Annotated in this window: 10 protein-coding genes (1 of these 10 only partly in view); 6 read left to right on the top strand and 4 right to left on the bottom strand. The window is 65.4% G+C overall.

What is annotated here, in order from left to right:
- Complete coding sequence (locus HNP02_RS06055) at positions 1 to 1548, bottom strand: FAD-dependent monooxygenase (protein WP_184436110.1); 1548 nt, start codon at positions 1546 to 1548, stop codon at positions 1 to 3.
- A gap of 16 nt (positions 1549 to 1564) precedes the next feature.
- Positions 1565 to 1771 (bottom strand): hypothetical protein, encoded by a 207-nt coding sequence (locus HNP02_RS06050; protein WP_184436109.1) that lies wholly within the window; start codon positions 1769 to 1771, stop codon positions 1565 to 1567.
- A 78-nt stretch (positions 1772 to 1849) separates the two neighbouring features.
- Here HNP02_RS06050 and HNP02_RS06045 point away from each other — a divergent pair, with 78 nt between their 5' ends.
- Positions 1850 to 2581, top strand: a complete 732-nt coding sequence (locus HNP02_RS06045; RefSeq protein WP_184436108.1) for a TetR/AcrR family transcriptional regulator — start codon at positions 1850 to 1852, stop codon at positions 2579 to 2581.
- 6 nt (positions 2582 to 2587) lie between these two features.
- Here the strand turns inward: HNP02_RS06045 and HNP02_RS06040 are convergent, their stop codons facing one another.
- Positions 2588 to 4030 carry a cytochrome P450 gene (locus tag HNP02_RS06040; protein ID WP_184436107.1) on the bottom strand — a complete coding sequence of 481 codons (1443 nt, stop codon included), beginning with the start codon at positions 4028 to 4030 and terminating at the stop codon, positions 2588 to 2590.
- Between the two features lie 72 nt (positions 4031 to 4102).
- Here HNP02_RS06040 and HNP02_RS06035 point away from each other — a divergent pair, with 72 nt between their 5' ends.
- Entirely contained in the window at positions 4103 to 4732 is a 630-nt protein-coding gene (locus HNP02_RS06035) for a TetR/AcrR family transcriptional regulator (protein WP_255506225.1), read from the top strand.
- Positions 4733 to 4965: 233 nt separating this feature from the next.
- Positions 4966 to 6345 (top strand): MFS transporter, encoded by a 1380-nt coding sequence (locus tag HNP02_RS06030; RefSeq protein WP_184436099.1) that lies wholly within the window; start codon positions 4966 to 4968, stop codon positions 6343 to 6345.
- A 295-nt stretch (positions 6346 to 6640) separates the two neighbouring features.
- On the opposite strand, the gene HNP02_RS42530 is transcribed toward HNP02_RS06030, so the two are convergent.
- Complete coding sequence (locus HNP02_RS42530) at positions 6641 to 6934, bottom strand: hypothetical protein (RefSeq protein ID WP_255506307.1); 294 nt, start codon at positions 6932 to 6934, stop codon at positions 6641 to 6643.
- Between HNP02_RS42530 and HNP02_RS42525 the strand changes: the two genes are divergently transcribed.
- The 3 genes from HNP02_RS42525 to HNP02_RS06015 all read left to right on the top strand — a co-directional run.
- On the top strand, positions 6857 to 7171 hold the full coding sequence (locus tag HNP02_RS42525; protein ID WP_255506291.1) for a LuxR C-terminal-related transcriptional regulator: 315 nt from the start codon (positions 6857 to 6859) through the stop codon (positions 7169 to 7171). The two genes, HNP02_RS42530 and HNP02_RS42525, sit on opposite strands and share 78 nt — an antisense overlap.
- 237 nt (positions 7172 to 7408) lie before the next feature.
- Positions 7409 to 7633: an MbtH family protein gene (locus HNP02_RS06020; protein ID WP_184436097.1), complete on the top strand. Its 225-nt coding sequence runs from the start codon at positions 7409 to 7411 to the stop codon at positions 7631 to 7633.
- Positions 7634 to 7664: 31 nt separating this feature from the next.
- On the top strand, positions 7665 to 15712 hold the 5' portion of the coding sequence (locus tag HNP02_RS06015; RefSeq protein ID WP_184436095.1) for a non-ribosomal peptide synthase/polyketide synthase. Its footprint extends 23542 nt past the window's final position; only the first 8048 of its 31590 coding nucleotides appear in the window; the start codon lies at positions 7665 to 7667; the stop codon falls past the right edge of the window.

Here is a 15712-nt window from a genome sequence, read left to right as displayed (position 1 = left end):
TCAGTCGGCGCGACTGTTGTCGCCCAACCAGCGGGTGAGGGCGGCCTGTAAACCGGCCAGATCACTGGCGCCGTCCGCCGACGCCCACGCCACGAAGCAGTCGGGACGCACCAGCAAGCCGCATAGCCCGCTGCCGTCAGCGGTACCCCGGACCAGTTCCAGACGCCCGGCGTACGACTCGGCCAAGGCTGAAAGCCGTTCGTCCCCAGTGAGATCGACGAGCAAAGTCCGGCCCGTATGGGCATGGTCGGCGAGCCAGGTGCCGTCGTCCAGTCGGAGCTTGGGCGCCATCGCGCCGACCAGCGGATGACTGGTCTCGAGATCCCCGAAGTCGTAGCGCGGCCACAGGCCGGACGCCCGCTTCACGTAATGGGTTGCGCCGTCCCGTGTACCGAGGAAGTCGTTGAGCAGGCTTCTGAGCGCACTGCTGCCGGCGTCGCCGCGCATCACGGCCACCTGAGCACGCGTCCAGTCGAGAATCCAGGCGCCGACCGGGTGCCGTTCACTGGTGTAGGTGTCGAGCAGGCCCTGCGGCGCCCACCCCTGCACGGTGGCGGCGAGCTTCCAGCCCAGATTGACGGCATCGGCGAACCCCAGGTTCATGCCCTGCCCGCTGAACGGCGAGTGCACGTGGGCGGCGTCCCCGCACAGGAGCACGCGACCGCGCCGGTAGGTCGTCGCCTGCCGTGCGTTGTCGGTGAACCGCGCGGCGCTGGCGATCTCGGTGATGCGGACGTCGACGCCACTGACCCGTCGCACGCTGTCCTCCATCTCGGTCGCGGTGACCGGTGCGTCCCGGTCCGTGGGCGAGCCGTCGAACTCGATGGTGCGCAGTCGGCCCGGCTTGGGTCCGAAGACGTAGAGGCCGGTGGGGGTGTACTGCCAGCCCGACTTCAGCTGCTCGGCACCCTCCACGGTGAAAACCCCTTGGCGGCCGATGATCTCGGGGTCGGTGCCGGGGAAGTCGAAGCCCGCCAGGCGCCGGACCTGGCTGCGGCCGCCGTCGCACCCGACGAGCCACGCCGCGCGCACCTCGTCTCCCCCCGCGAGGTGAACGGTCACGCCGGAACCGTCCTCGTCGAACCCGCACAACTCGACGCCGCGACGCACTTCTACGCCGAGCTCCACTGCGCGCTGACCGAGGACCCGCTCCAACTCGACCTGCGGGATCTGGAGATACCAGCCGGCCTGGCCACGGTTGCGCAGCAGGGGATCGTCCCTGTCGACGGGGCCTGCGGGGACCTGAATCCCGCCGAAATGCCCGGCGAACGGCGCGTAGTGCCCCCTGGCGACGCCTGCGGTCTTCGGGGGTTCGGGAAACAGCCGCCGCACCACGTCCTCCACCGCGGGAAGCAGGCCGCGTCGATCGAGGGCCTCGATGGATGCGGTGTTGATCCCTTCCGCCTTGACGACGGTGTCGGGGTTCTCCCGCCGTTCGACGACGAGTACCCGGACTCCTGCCAGTTGAAGCTCGATCGCCAGCATCAGGCCTATCGGCCCGGCGCCTGCCACGAGCACGTCGTGGGTGTCGCCGATATCAGTACACATCGGAGTTCCTTGTCTTTCAGCGGGGTTGGTGGTCGCGGCCGGGCAGCAGTAGCGCGGGTACGAACGACAGGACGGTCAGCCCGAGGACCCACGCGAAGGTGATCTCGAACGCGTGGCAGCCCCACTCGACCGACCATGCCGCAGCGCACAGTGCCGAACCGGTGACGAAGATGGCTAGCGCCAGAAGCCATGCTCGTCGGCCGACGTCATCGGGAGTGGACATAGTCACGAACACCGTTCTATAACGGAACAGTGATCGAGTCAACTAGAACTATGATCGATTGGCGTCTAGACTGCGTGCATGACATCGCCCCCGGAGCGACGACGCGCAGCACGGCACCAGCAGTCACTGCCTGACGAGACCGGTGTTACTCGGCGCGGATCGTCGGCGGGGCGCAAGAAGCCCATCACCGTCGATGCGATCATCGATACCGCATCCGGCATCATCGAGCGCGACGGGTACGGCGCCCTGACGATGCGACGAGTGGCCGGTGTCTTGGAAACGGGTCCAGCATCGCTGTACGCCCACGTCGTCAACAAGGACGACCTCGACGAACTCCTCATTGGACGGCTCTGTGCCGAAATCGAACTCCCAGAACCAAACCCACGCACCTGGCGTGAGCAGATCATCAATGTCTGCACCCAGCTCCGTGATCAGTACCTGCGTTACCCCGGCATCTCCCTGGCGACACTCGGCACTGCCCCAACGAACCTGGAAACTCTGCGGATCAGCGACGGCATGCTCGGCATCGTGCTCGCGGGCGGCGTCGACCCACAGACCGCTGCGTGGGCGATCGACACGCTGTTCCTCTACGTCAACGCCTTCTGCCTCGAATCGTCGCTACGCGACAGGCGAGTCGACGCGGAAGGATTGGACATCGGTCGCGACGAAACGCTGCGCCGGTTCGCCGCGCTGCCCGACTCTTTCGCCCATACCAAGCGTCACGCGGCCGAGCTGACGTCCGGCAGCGCCCCGGATCGATTCGCGTTCACCCTCAACCTGATCCTGGGCGGTCTCGGTCGTCGCGACTAGGACCGGTCAGCACCTCGTCACCGTATCGCTCGCCGCACGGACCGCAGTTGCCATCGCGGGCGCCCGCGGACTGAGGGTCAGCTCGAACCCCTCCGGCATCAGCGTGAGCCGTTCGCTCACCCGGAGCTGGTAGGCCGGGTCGCCAACCACGTCGTAGCGGTGCAGCAACCGCGCCAGCACCAGCACGGCCTCGTGAAGCGCGAACTGACGACCGATGCAAGCGCGGTGACCGGTGCCGAACGGCCGGTAGGCGTGTGGGTTTCGGCCATCCGACCGTCCCGGCAGGAACCGGTCCGGGTCGAACTCCGCGGCGTCTTCGCCCCACGGCGCCGGATCGCGATGCACGAGGGGCAACAGCACGATCGCCCAATCCTCGGGCCGCATCTCCCACCGGTGACCGATGGTCGTCGTCTCCCGCGGTCCGCGTCCGAACCCCGGCGCGGTAGGCCACAGTCTGAGCGCCTCATCGAGGCAGCGCCGTATGTGTCGGAACCGCGCCACCTGGTCGTACTCGGGCTCCGCGTCACGGTCGGGCCCCAGAATCGCGTCGGTTTCCTCTTGCGCCCGCCGCAGCGCTTCCGGATTGCGCGCGAGGTAGTAGAGCGTGAACGACAGTGCACCACTGGTCGTTTCATGGCCCGCGACCAGAAAGGTGAGGATCTGGTAGCGGATGTTGAGATCGGACAGCGTCTCGCCAGTGTCCGGGTGCGCGTTGCTCAGCATGATTCCGAGCAAGTCGGCGTTCGTGTCCTCGCCGCTACGGCGCGCAGCGATGATGTCATCGAGGAAGCTCTCGACGTACGCCAGCTTCTTGGCGTTGCGCCGGCGCAGTAGGCCCAACAACAGCGAGGAACCGGGCATCGTCGATAGCGCGCCCGCCCGCTGCCCGGTCTTCAAGGCAGCGATCATCGCGTCCACGAACGGATGCCGACGGTCACTGTCAAAAGACCCAAACCCTTGACCGAGCGAGGTTCGCCCGAGCGTCTCCATCGTCAGTCGAGTCATGTCGGCCGATACGTCCACGGGGCCCTCGTGGCTGTCCCACTGGTCGAACAGTTCAGCGGCCACCTGCAGCATCACGGGGTGATAGCGCTGCATCGCTGCCTTGGTGAACGCCGGCATCAACAGGTCGTGCGCGAGCTGCCAATTGGGTTCGTGGTCGTGCGCCGTGAACAGGCCGTCACCGACATACTCCCGGAGACCGATCAAAGCTGGCGGCAAGCTCTTGTGAAAGCGCTTCTCGTCACACAGTTCCTCGGCGAGCTCGGCCTCGGTGATGAACACGAACTTTTGGTCGAACAGATCCAGCTCGAAGATCGGCCCGCGTCCCTCGGCTGCGGTCATGACGCTCGCGAGCGGTCTCCGCGGGTTGATGCCGAGCAGGTCGCCCACGACCGGCAGCCGCCGCGGTGGGTGAGGGAAGGTGTTGTTCGGCCAGTCGTTTCGCATCAGATCCCCCTATTGGATACTGGTTCAGTAATAGTTGCGCGCTACTGAACCCGTGTCAAGTAGTATCTGAAGATGCCGCGAACTCGACTTGCTCCCGAGCTGCGCCGCGACCAGCTGCTGGACCTCGGCGCCGAGCTGTTCGCCGAGGAGCCGTACGAGAGTGTCCACATCGAGCGAGTCGCGGAGATGGCAGGCGTCTCGCGAGGGCTGCTTTACCATTACTTCCCGACGAAGGCGGCATTCTTTGCCGCGCTCGTCGAGCGCTCGGTCGAACACCTGGTAACTGCCACCGCTCCCGACTCCGCGTTGCCGCCGCTAGAGCAGCTCCGACACGGCATCGACGCCTTCCTTTCCCATTGTCGCGCCAACTCTCACGCCGCCCGTGCGGTACACCGCAGCGCAGCGAGCGCCGACCCGGAAGTGATCGCGATCATCAAGCGCGACAATGACATCCAGGAGCGGCGGATCCTCGGCGCGCTGGAACAGGGTCGGACGCCTCACCCATTGGTGACCATCGCCGTGCGGTCATGGCTCCTGTTCCTGCGTACCGCGTGGCTCGAGTGGATCGACAGGCCTGACGTGCCGCTCGATGAGATACGCGAGATGTGTGTGGCCGCCCTCGTCGGCGCGCTTGACGGGCTGCCGAAGAACGCCCGGCCTGACCTGCTGGACAGCTTCACAGAGTTGCGTCCCACCCGGTAACGGGCAACTGCTGTTCGAGATGACGCCCAGTTCGACGGAGGCTGAGCTGCCTCCGACGGTGATACCGGTTTTGAATCACAGCATCCAAAAACAATGTTGGACGCGCATAGGTCGTCGACTTTAAGTTGACTCCTGTGAGCGGCGTCACGGCCATCGCTGATGGGGTAGACCGCTCACTTCCACCTGCTTGACGGGCATCACTGCCGAGTCAACGAGCCGAGAGGAGTGATCCGTTGTCGACCACTCTCGCCTTGCCGTCCAGCCTGGACTCGGCTGTGTCGAAGATATTCCGCAGAGTCGTTCCGCTGCTGATCATCATGCTGATCTGCAATCAGTTGAACAGGTCCAACATCGGCTACGCCCAGAAGTACCTCGAGGCCGATGTCGGAATCGGTGCCGCGGCGTACGGGTTCGGTGCGGGCGTCTTCTTCATCGCCTACGCCATCTTCGAACTCCCCAGCAACATGATGATGGAGAAGTTCGGGGTCAGGATATGGCTCACCCGCATCATGGTCAGCTGGGGCTTGATCTCTGCGGCAACGGCTTTCGTGCAGAACGCCGAGATGTTCTACGTCCTGCGATTCCTACTGGGCGCGGCCGAGGCCGGATTCTTCCCCGCCGTCATCTTCTACTTGGCCAAGTGGTTACCCAACTCTCACCGCGGGCGGGCCACGGCATTGTTCGTCGCCGGATCCTCCGTGGCCGCAGCGATTTCCGGCCCGATCTCCGGGCCGCTCCTGTCCCTCAACGGCGTGCTCGGAGTGCACGGCTGGCAGTGGATGTTCGGCCTCGAAGGCGCGTTGTCGGTCCTTGTCGGCATCATCGCCTATTTCATGCTGGACTCCCACATCGGCGACGCCACGTGGCTCACCCACGACGAGCGGACAGTCCTCAGCGCGACGATCGATCGCGAGGAAGAGGAGAAAGTCGCCACGTCCGGGATGGGCGACGGCCGTTCACGGTGGAAGATGCTCGTCGACCCGAAGCTGATCTTGTTCTGCTGGATCTACTTCGCGATTCAGCTCTCCATCTATGCCAACACCTTCTGGCTGCCATCGATCGTGCGACGCATCCAAGGCACCAATGACATCACCGTGGGCCTTCTGTCCTCGCTGCCCTGGATCTGCGCCGTGGTCGCCATGTATCTGTCCTCGCGACTCGGCGACCACAACCCCGCCCGCCGCCGATCGCTCCTGATCATCGCGCTGCTCACCGCCGCCGTCGGCACCTACCTCGCGGCGATCGCCAGCCCATGGCTGGCCCTGGCGTTCCTTTGCATCGCCGCCATGGGCTTCAAGAGCGCCAGCCCGCTGTTCTGGGCCTTCCCGCAATCCATGTTGCACCCGATGGTTCTCGCTCCGGCGGTTGCAATCATCAACTCGCTGGGCAACCTTGGTGGCTTCGTCGCGCCCTATGGCTTCGGCCTCATCAAGGAAGCCACCGGCCAAGTGACCTGGGGCCTCTACGGGTTGGCGATCGCTAGTGCTCTCGGCGCCATTCTTGCGTTGTTCATCCGCAAGTCCGGCAGTAGCGACGACACCTCGGAGACGGCGGTGGTGAACGCGGATAACACCGACGTCGGCGATCCCATCCAGGAACGCCTCACCCGCTGAGGTCGAGAGGCGGCCCGCCGGCCGTGATGAGATACCCAGGGGGAGTGGATGGCGCTGGGCCACGGTGCCGTCAACGAGGCCGTAGCGCTGTTCCTGGCGGCAGCCGAGACTGCCAGTGCCAATGGGTAATTCGCTCCAGAGGTGATGTGTCTACAGACCGGTCCAGTTCGGTGAGCGCTCGTGCGGGCCGCGGCTGCTTGAGCTGGAAGCGAACGTCGAGGGCCCTCGAGCAGCTATCGCGGCGCATTGCGCGGAGGCTTTGCATGCCGCCGGCGGTGATGAATTAGCGTTGGTCTCAGAGGATTTCGAACGGATGGGTGATCTGGAGGCGGCCACCGATGCCGCCGCTGATGCGTGCATTGTGTATCGCCGGAAGGACTTGCGTGGGTCTGCCCTTGCATGTTCGGTTCGAGCGCAGGCGCTTGCCGAGCGGTGCGGTGGCGCCAGGACTCCGGCCCTTGGCCCAGCCGTCGAGCGGCTGCCGTTGACCGACCGTGAGCGCGAGATCGTGATGCTGATCCGGAACGGACTGACCAACCGCGCCGTCGCACAACGCTTGTCGTTGTCGGTGCGCACCGTCGAAAACCACATCTACAAGGCGATGGCCAAGACGGGGACCACCCCGCCGCGACCAACTCGCGGGCCTAATGCCTGGTGCACCGAACGCTCTACCCCCCAGCTGAATTCGGGAGTCAAGAACATATTGCGGAAGCGATCCTGGGTAGTCTCTTGCGACGTCTTCTGTGCGTTGAGCGAAAACAAAACAGCATCGCGGCGAGGTGATCGCGAGGGTGGAGCGCGTGCTCGCGCGCGACCCGTTCGATGACGGCGCTTTCGTCGTATGATCGGCGTGTGCAGTGCAGTTCCGCGACGGCGTGATGTGACTTTCAAGGTCGGCGGCGACGACGTTTGACTCGGATGAATTCAAAGTCGGTACTTGCGGGGCCCGCCCAGGAAACATTCAACTGCCAATTTCAGGCCAGCCGGGTAGCATGCGCCTGCAGGTAAACCGAGATCAGGTAAACGTCAATTGTCTTGAGCGTCAATTCTCTTGGAGGACACCGTGACTACCAACCCGTTCGACGATGACAACGGCAGCTTCTACGTGCTGGTCAACGAGGAGGAGCAGCACAGCCTGTGGCCGACCTTTTCTGATGTTCCGGATGGATGGCGGGTGGTCTTCGGCGAAGCGGACCGGGCCGCGTGTCTGGACTACATCGACCAAGAGTGGACCGATATTCGGCCAAAGAGTCTGCGCGACAGGTTGTCTGAGAACGTGCGAGGCTGATCGCGTTACCGTCTCAATTCGAAGGTAAGGGATGGAGCTCGGCGATCACACACGACCAGTCACGCGCGGCCAGCTGGACATCTGGCTAGCGCAGGAGACGCGAAACTCGGGAACGGAGTGGCAGCTCGGCCTATTCGTAAGGATTGATGGTGCGGTCGAGCGCGATGCCCTCGAATGGGCGATCCGTCGAGTGGTGGGAGAAGCCGAACCAATCCGGTCCGCCTTCGTCGAGGTAGATGGCCACGTGTACCAACGGCCGGTCGATTATCCAGACGTCGAGCTGTCCATTTTCGACCTGAGCAATTCGGGCCAACCCATGCGGGAGGCTCGCGAGATGGCAACGTCGATTCAGAGCACGCCGATGCCATTCACCGGGCAATTGTTCAGATTCGCGTTGTTTCAGGTACGAGACGACGAAACCTATCTGTACGTCTGCTGCCACCACATCGTCATTGACGGATATGGTCTCGCGCTAGTTTGCCGGCGGATTGCATCGGTTTATTCTGCCCTTGTTTCTGGCGCTCCGATTCCGCCACCCATCTTCGGTTCGTTGCAGGATCTGCTTGACTGCGAACTGGATTACGAAGCATCCGAATCCCATGTAGAAGATCAGGCATATTGGACTGCGAATCTTCCGTCGGCGACCGGACACGACAGTCGTTTGCCCGAAGACGTGGGCGAAGGCGATCCGTATCGGTCTTCTGAGCCGGTGCCATTGGATCCCGCGATCCTTCTCCGGGTCGAGCAGCTGTGCCAGGCGTGGAACGTGCCCCGATCAACGGTGATCACCGCGGCCTGCGCGCTCGTCGTTCGCGGCTGGAGGGCGGAGGGCAGGGAGGTCGTGCTCGACTTCCCGGTCAGCAGGCGCGTAGTCCCGGAGTCGAAGACTCTTCCCGCGATGGTCGCCGGGGTCGTGCCGTTGGTGCTGCAACTCTCGCCAGAATCTGCGGTGTCCGACTTCTGTGCGCACGTCGACACGCGCATCCGTGAAGCGCTGCAGCATCAGCGCTATCCGGTGCAAGCTCTGGAGCGCAAGTCTCACCTCCGTGGCCCAGGTGAGGTGCCCGACAGGGTGGTGGTCGACTTCCTCCCGTCCGGATTCACGGTGCCCTTCGGTGGTGTAGCGGCGTCGGCGTCACTGATTTCCGGCCTCGGGCGTGGCTTCGGCATCGCTTTTGCCGGTGACGGTGACGAGCTGTTACTCAACACCTTTGGCGCTGGACAGCAGTTTGCGAACCTCGACGTCGCCGTTCTGGCGGGTCAGTTGGAGCGGGTGCTGGCGGCGATGACCGCTGATCCGGCACGGCAGTTGTCATCGTTGGATCTGCTTGGTCAGCCGGAGCGCGCCCGGTTGGAAGAGATCGGTAACTGGGCGGCTTTGACGCGTGGGGCGACGGCTCCGGTCTCGGTTCCGGCGATGTACGCCGCGCAGGTGGCTCGCACCCCGCAGGCGGTGGCGATCAGCGGCGAGGGTGGGTCGTTGACCTACCACGAACTCGACGAGGCCTCGAACCGGTTCGCGCATCGACTGGCCAACCGTGGCGTGGGCCCAGGGCAACGCGTGGCGGTGCTGTTGTCCCGTTCCGTCGAGGCCGTCGCGGCGATCGTGGCGGTGCTCAAGACGGGGGCGGCCTACCTGCCGATCGACCCGGCACTGCCGCAGGCCCGGATCGCGTTCATGCTCACCGACGCCGCACCGTTCGCCGCCATCACCACTGCCGATCTGGCCGACCGACTCGGCGGATTCGATGGGCCGGTCATCGATCTCGGTGATCCCGCTGCCCCTGCCGCAGACACCCAACCCGATATCGGGCTGGGGACCCCTGCCCCCGACGACGTCGCCTACGTGATCTACACCTCCGGCACGACCGGTACGCCCAAGGGCGTAGCGATTTCGCACCACAACCTGACGCAGTTGATCGCGTCGCAGGATGGCGGCTTGCCCGCGGCGTCCGAGCAGGCGTGGTCGCATTGGCATTCCTACGCCTTCGACTTCTCGGTATGGGAGATCTTCGCGGCGTTGTTGCGCGGTGGCCGACTGGTGGTGGTGCCCGAATCGGTGGCGCACGAGCCAGAAGGATTTCACGACTTCCTGGTTTCGCAACGGGTCACCGTTCTCACTCAAACTCCCTCTGCAATAGGGATGTTGGCAGCCGAAGGGCTGGAATCGACCGCGCTGGTGATGGGCGGTGAGGCCTGCCCCGCCGAGGTGGTGGACAAGTGGGCGCCCAGCGGACGCGAGGAGCAAGGTCGGCCAGCGCGGGTGATGATCAACGCCTACGGCCCGACCGAGACCACGATCTACGTGGCGATCAGCGCACCGCTGAGCGCCGGCTCCGGTGCGGCGCCGATCGGATCGCCGGTGCCCGGGTCGGCGCTATTCGTGTTGGACGGCTGGTTGCAGCCGGTGCCCGCCGGGGTCGTCGGTGAGTTGTACGTGGCCGGTGACGGACTGGGTGTTGGGTACTTGCACAGGACGGGGTTGACCGCATCGCGGTTCGTGGCTTGCCCGTTCGGTAAAGCCGGTCAACCTGGAAAGCGCATGTATCGCACCGGGGACCTGGTGTACTGGGGCGCCGACGGGCAGCTGCGCTACGTCGGGCGCGCCGACGAACAAGTCAAGATCCGCGGGTACCGCATCGAACTCGGCGAAGTGCAAACGGCTTTGGCCGCACTCGACGGGGTGCAGCAGGCGGCGGTGATCGCCCGCGAGGACCGTCCGGGGGACAAACGGCTGGTCGGCTATGTCACCGGCACCATCGATCCGGCGGAGGCTCGTGCGACGCTGGCGGCGCGGCTGCCGGGGTACATGGTTCCCGTCGCGGTGATGGTGCTGCCGGAGCTGCCGCTGACACCCAGCGGCAAACTCGACACCCGGGCGTTGCCTGCACCGGAGTACACCGCGGGGGAGTACCGGGCGCCGGGCAGCGCAGTCGAGGAGATCTTGGCAGGCATCTATGCCGAGGTGCTCGGTGTCGAACCGCCGCAGGTCGTCGGTGTCGACGACTCGTTCTTCGAACTGGGCGGCGACAGCATTCTCTCGATGCAGGTCGCGGCGCGGGCGCGGGCCGCTGGGCTGACGTGTCGGCCGCGCGACGTCTTCGTCGAGCAGACGGTGGCCCGGCTGGCGTTGGTGGTTGGCTCTGCAGACGGTGAAGCCGACGTCATCGACGAGGGTGTCGGGCCGGTACTGGCCACCCCGATCATCAAGTGGCTGGCCAACCTGGAAAGCACGAGCGGATGGACCGCCGAATTCAACCAGACCCTGATCGTGCAGGCGCCGGCGGAAGCCACCGAGGCCGACGTGGTGGTGGTGCTGCAGGCCTTGCTGGATCGACATGCGACGCTGCGGCTGCGCGTCGTCGACGAGGGCACGCAAGATTGGTCGCTGCAGGTACCCGATGTGGGATCGGTGCAGGCCCGCGACTGCCTGCACGTGCTGGACGAACTGTCCGATGCCGCAGTGGTAGAGGCACGGTCGCAGTTGAACCCAGCGGCCGGGGCGATGCTCAGCGCTCTGTGGGTGGCCACCAGCGGTCAACTCGTGCTGATCATTCACCACCTCGCGGTCGACGGCGTCTCCTGGCGAATCTTGTTGGAAGACATCAACATTTCCTGGAGTCAGCACCGTTCCGGGCAGGACGCAGCATTGCCGAGCTCCGGCACGTCGTTTCAACGCTGGGCGTCCCTGCTCGCTGAGCACGCACAACGCCGTGAAGTTCTGCAGCAGGCGGACGCCTGGAGACAGGTGGCGGCAGCACCGGCCCTGCTGCCCAGTGTGCGCCCCGAAACCGATACCTACCTCACGGCGGGGCGCCTGTCGCTGACGCTGGATGCCGAGAACACGCGCACGCTGCTCGCAGACGTGCCGACGGCGTTTCATGCTGGGATTCAAGACGTTCTGTTGATCGGGTTCGCCTTGGCGGTAGCGGAGTTCCTTGGCAATCCCGCAACACCGATAGGCATCGACGTCGAGGGACACGGCCGCCACGAAGAAATAGCCGCCGACGTGGACTTGTCCCGCACCGTGGGATGGTTCACCAGCAAGTACCCGGTGTCCCTGAAACTAGGCGGGTCGGGCGATCGTCTGTCCTGGGCGCAGGTGATCGCCGGTGAGGCGGCGCTGGGGGCGGCGATCAAGGACGTCAAGGAGCAACTTCGTGCACTGCCGCACCCCCTGACCTACGGACTGCTGCGCTACCTCAACGCCGAGGCCGGCCTGGACGGTGCCGACCCGACCATCGGATTCAACTACCTTGGACGCCTGGGCTTCCCGGCAATCCAAGGGGCCGAAGGTCTCTGGCGCTTCGGCCAAGATGGTCTGTCGTTGACCGGTGCAGCAGCGGCGCCCCTGCCACTGTTTCACACCGTGGAGCTCAACGCAGGCACCGTCGATACCGACGCCGGTCCGCAACTACAAGCCGATTGGACCTGGGCCACCTCCGCACTCGATCACACCGAGATCACCCGGTTGAGCCGACTGTGGTTCGACGCCCTGGCCGGCATCTGCGCGCACGTGCGTGCCGGTGGAGGCGGGCTGACCCCATCCGACATCGCACCGGCACGGCTGCGCCAACCGCAGATCGACGAGTTGGCGCGGCGATACCGGATCGCCGACATTCTGCCGCTGACGCCCCTGCAGCAGGGACTGCTCTTCCACACCCGCACCGCGCTGCCCGGCGATGACACGGCCGACATGTATGCGGTGCAACTCGACTTCACCGTGACCGGTGCCCTCGACCCGCAGCGGTTGCGCGACGCGGTGCATGCGGTGGTGACCCGGCATCCCCACTTGGCGGCGCAGTTCTGCCAAGACTTCGACGAGCCGGTGCAGATCATCCTGGCCGATCCCGTAATGGCCTGGCGGTACTTGGATTTCAGTGATCCCGGCGCCAAGGGTGATCTGGGCGAGGACGAGATTCAGCGGCTCTGCGCCGCCGAGCGCGCCGCCGTCTGCGATCTCGCGGACCAGCCGGCATTTCGCGCCGTACTGATCCGCATCGCCGAGGATCGGCACCGTTTCGTGCTGACCAATCACCACATCGTGCTCGACGGCTGGTCGATGCCGATCCTGCTGAACGAGATCTTCGCCGGGTATGGCGGGCATCGACTACCCCCGGCCGCGTCGTACCGGAAGTTCATCACCTGGCTGGCCGACCGAGACCTCGATGCCGCCCGCGAAGCCTGGCGCGACGTCCTCGCAGGCTTCGACACACCCGCACTGGTCGGTCCCCAGAATCGGCTGCAAGATCGGTTGGGGCTCGGGCGCAGAGGGTTTGCGTCGTTCCAGGTACCCGAACAGACCACGCAGGCACTTGGCGAACTGGCCCGCTCGTCTCACACCACCGTCAGCACCGTGCTGCAGGCCGCCTGGGCGGTGCTGCTGTCCTCGTTGACCGGCAAGCACGACGTTGCCTTCGGAACGGCGCGGTCCCGGTTGGGCCAACTCGAGGTGGCCGACGCGGAGACGATGGTCGGCCTGCTGATCAACACGGTGCCGGTGCGCGCCAACATCACCGCGGCGACCACTGCCACCGATCTGCTCGAGCAGCTGCAGACCGCCCACAACGACACACTCGAGCACCAGCACCTGGCGCTCAGCGAGATTCACCGCGCCACCGGCCACGAGATGTTGTTCGACACCCTCTTCGTGTACGAGAACTACCCGGTCGACACCAGCGTGCCATGGGGTCACCAGGAGTTGGGTATCGCCGAGTTCACCAACCGCGAATACAACCACTATCCGCTGACGGTGGAAGCCCTGCCCGGCCGCGAACTCAGCCTGCACCTCGAATACGACACCGACGTGTTCACCGAGGCCAGCATCGAGGGGCTGACCGAACGGTTGAGCCGGCTCCTGGTGGTGATGACCGCCGATCCGACGCGGAGGCTGTTGTCGATCAACCTGCTCGATGCCGGCGAGCAGGCTCAGTTGCAGCGTTGGTCTGGCGCCGGACAACTGGCGCCGATCGCGACGGCGCCGCAGCTGCTGGCCACGGCCGTTGCGGCCGACCCCGAGGCGGTGGCAATCGTCGACGGCGCCCGCAGCTGGTCGTACCGCGAACTCGACGAGTGGTCGACCCGGTTGGCGCGGTTGCTGATCGAGGCGGGAGTCGGTCCGGAGCGTGCCGTCGGCGTGGCCGTGGACCGATGCGCCGAACTGGCGGTGACATGGTGGGCGGTGATCAAGGCCGGCGGGATCTACGTTCCGGTGGATCGTACGCATCCCGTCGAACGGATCGCCACCGTGTTGGATTCGGTTGCGGCCGTGTGCGTGTTGACGTGCGATGCCGACACGGTTGCCGGCGCCGGGCCGCGCCAGGTGGTGCGCCTCGACGGTCTGGATCTGTCCGAATACAGCGCGGAGACAATCACCGACGGCGACCGACTTGCGGCGCTGGCCGTGGACAACACCGCCTATGTCATCTTCACGTCGGGGTCGACCGGCGAGCCAAAGGGTGTGGCAGTCAGCCATGCCGGTCTGCTGGGATTCGTAGCGGCGCAACGCAACATGTACGGATTGGGCGCAGCCGACCGGGTCCTGATGGTGGCCTCGCCGACGTTCGATGCGTCCCTGTTCGAGATGTTGATGGCGACGGGCTCGGGTGCCGCGTTGGTGGTGGCGCCCCGGGATGTGTATGCCGGTGAGTCGCTCACCGCACTGATGCAGCGGCACCGGGTCAGTGCGACACTGCTGACCCCGACGGTGGTGGCGTCACTGGATCGGGCACGCCTGGACGACCTGACGACGCTCATCACGGGCGGGGAGGCCTGCCCGGACGAGTTGGTGCACGCCTGGGCGCCGGGCCGTCGCATGTTCAACGCGTACGGCCCCAGCGAGGCCACCATCTGGGCAACCGGCGCGCCTCTGTCGCCCACTCGACGGGTCAACATCGGCACCCCGATTGCGGGCGTGCGGACGCTGGTGCTCGACGCGCAGTTGAACCCGTCGCCCATCGGTGTGGTGGGCGAGCTGTATCTGGCAGGGCCGGCCCTGGCCCACGGCTACCTGGGCCGCGTGAAGCTCACTGCCGAACGGTTCGTGGCCAATCCCCATGGCGCGCAATCGGCGCACGGCACGCGCATGTATCGCACCGGTGACCTGGCGCGGTGGAATCCGGACGGCACCCTTGACTATCTGGGTCGCGTCGACACGCAGATCAAGTTGCGCGGACAGCGGATCGAGCTCGGCGAGATCGAGAGCGCCCTGCTGGCCTGCCCACAGGTCAGCCAGGCGGCCGCCACCGTGCACCACGGCACCACCGGCTCCCAGCTGGTCGCCTACATCACCTTCGAGCACGCATCGACCGCCAACCGCGACACCGACCACGACGCGGAGATCGTCGGTGAGTGGCAGAGCATCTACGACGAGCTGTACGGCGCGGACGGCGAGGCGCCCGAGTTCGGGATGGACTTCCGGGGCTGGAACAGCAGCTACACCGGTGAGCCCATTCCGCTCGAGGAGATGGAGGAGTGGCGCTCGGCCACGGTCGATCGGATCATGGCCCTGCAGCCGCGCAGGGTGTTGGAGATCGGCGCAGGCTCCGGGCTGGTGTTGTCCCAGATCGCTCCGCAGTGTGAACGCTACGTCGCCACTGACGTCTCGGCGGCGGCCGTGGACAAGCTCGCACATGAGTTGCAGGAGTTGAAGATTCCTTGGCGCGACCGCGTCGAGCTGCTGACCCGCCCTGCTCACGACACCGAAGGGCTGCCGCGGGGATACTTCGACACCATCATCGTGAACTCGGTCGTCCAGTACTTCCCCAATGCGGCGTATCTGACCGAGGTCATCGACAACGCCGTGGATCTGCTCGCCCCCGGTGGAGCGCTGTTCATCGGCGACGTCCGTAATCACAGCCTGCAGAACGCGTTCCAGACCGCGATCGCGGTGGCCCGCACCGATTCCACCGCCACCATCGATGCCGCGGTGATCCGCCAGCGAGTCGAACACGCCGTCCTTGGTGAAGCCGAATTACTGCTGTCCCCAGAATTCTTCACCACGTGGGCCGCCCAACACGGGTCGGCGGTCGGACTCGACATTCGAGTCAAACGTGGATCTGCCGACAACGAACTGAACCG

The sequence above is a fragment of the Mycobacterium sp. AZCC_0083 genome, from assembly GCF_014202335.1.
GTDB lineage: Bacteria > Actinomycetota > Actinomycetes > Mycobacteriales > Mycobacteriaceae > Mycobacterium.
The sequence above is the reverse complement of the archived record's forward strand: the minus strand, read 5'-3'. Positions and strand labels throughout refer to the sequence as shown.

Coding starts and splice junctions, on each gene's coding strand:
- HNP02_RS06055 (WP_184436110.1), bottom strand. CDS start 1,548: ATGTGTACTGATATCGGCGACACCCACGACGTGCTCGTGGCAGGCGCC.
- HNP02_RS06050 (WP_184436109.1), bottom strand. CDS start 1,771: ATGTCCACTCCCGATGACGTCGGCCGACGAGCATGGCTTCTGGCGCTA.
- HNP02_RS06045 (WP_184436108.1), top strand. CDS start 1,850: ATGACATCGCCCCCGGAGCGACGACGCGCAGCACGGCACCAGCAGTCA.
- HNP02_RS06040 (WP_184436107.1), bottom strand. CDS start 4,030: ATGCGAAACGACTGGCCGAACAACACCTTCCCTCACCCACCGCGGCGG.
- HNP02_RS06035 (WP_255506225.1), top strand. CDS start 4,103: ATGCCGCGAACTCGACTTGCTCCCGAGCTGCGCCGCGACCAGCTGCTG.
- HNP02_RS42525 (WP_255506291.1), top strand. CDS start 6,857: ATGCTGATCCGGAACGGACTGACCAACCGCGCCGTCGCACAACGCTTG.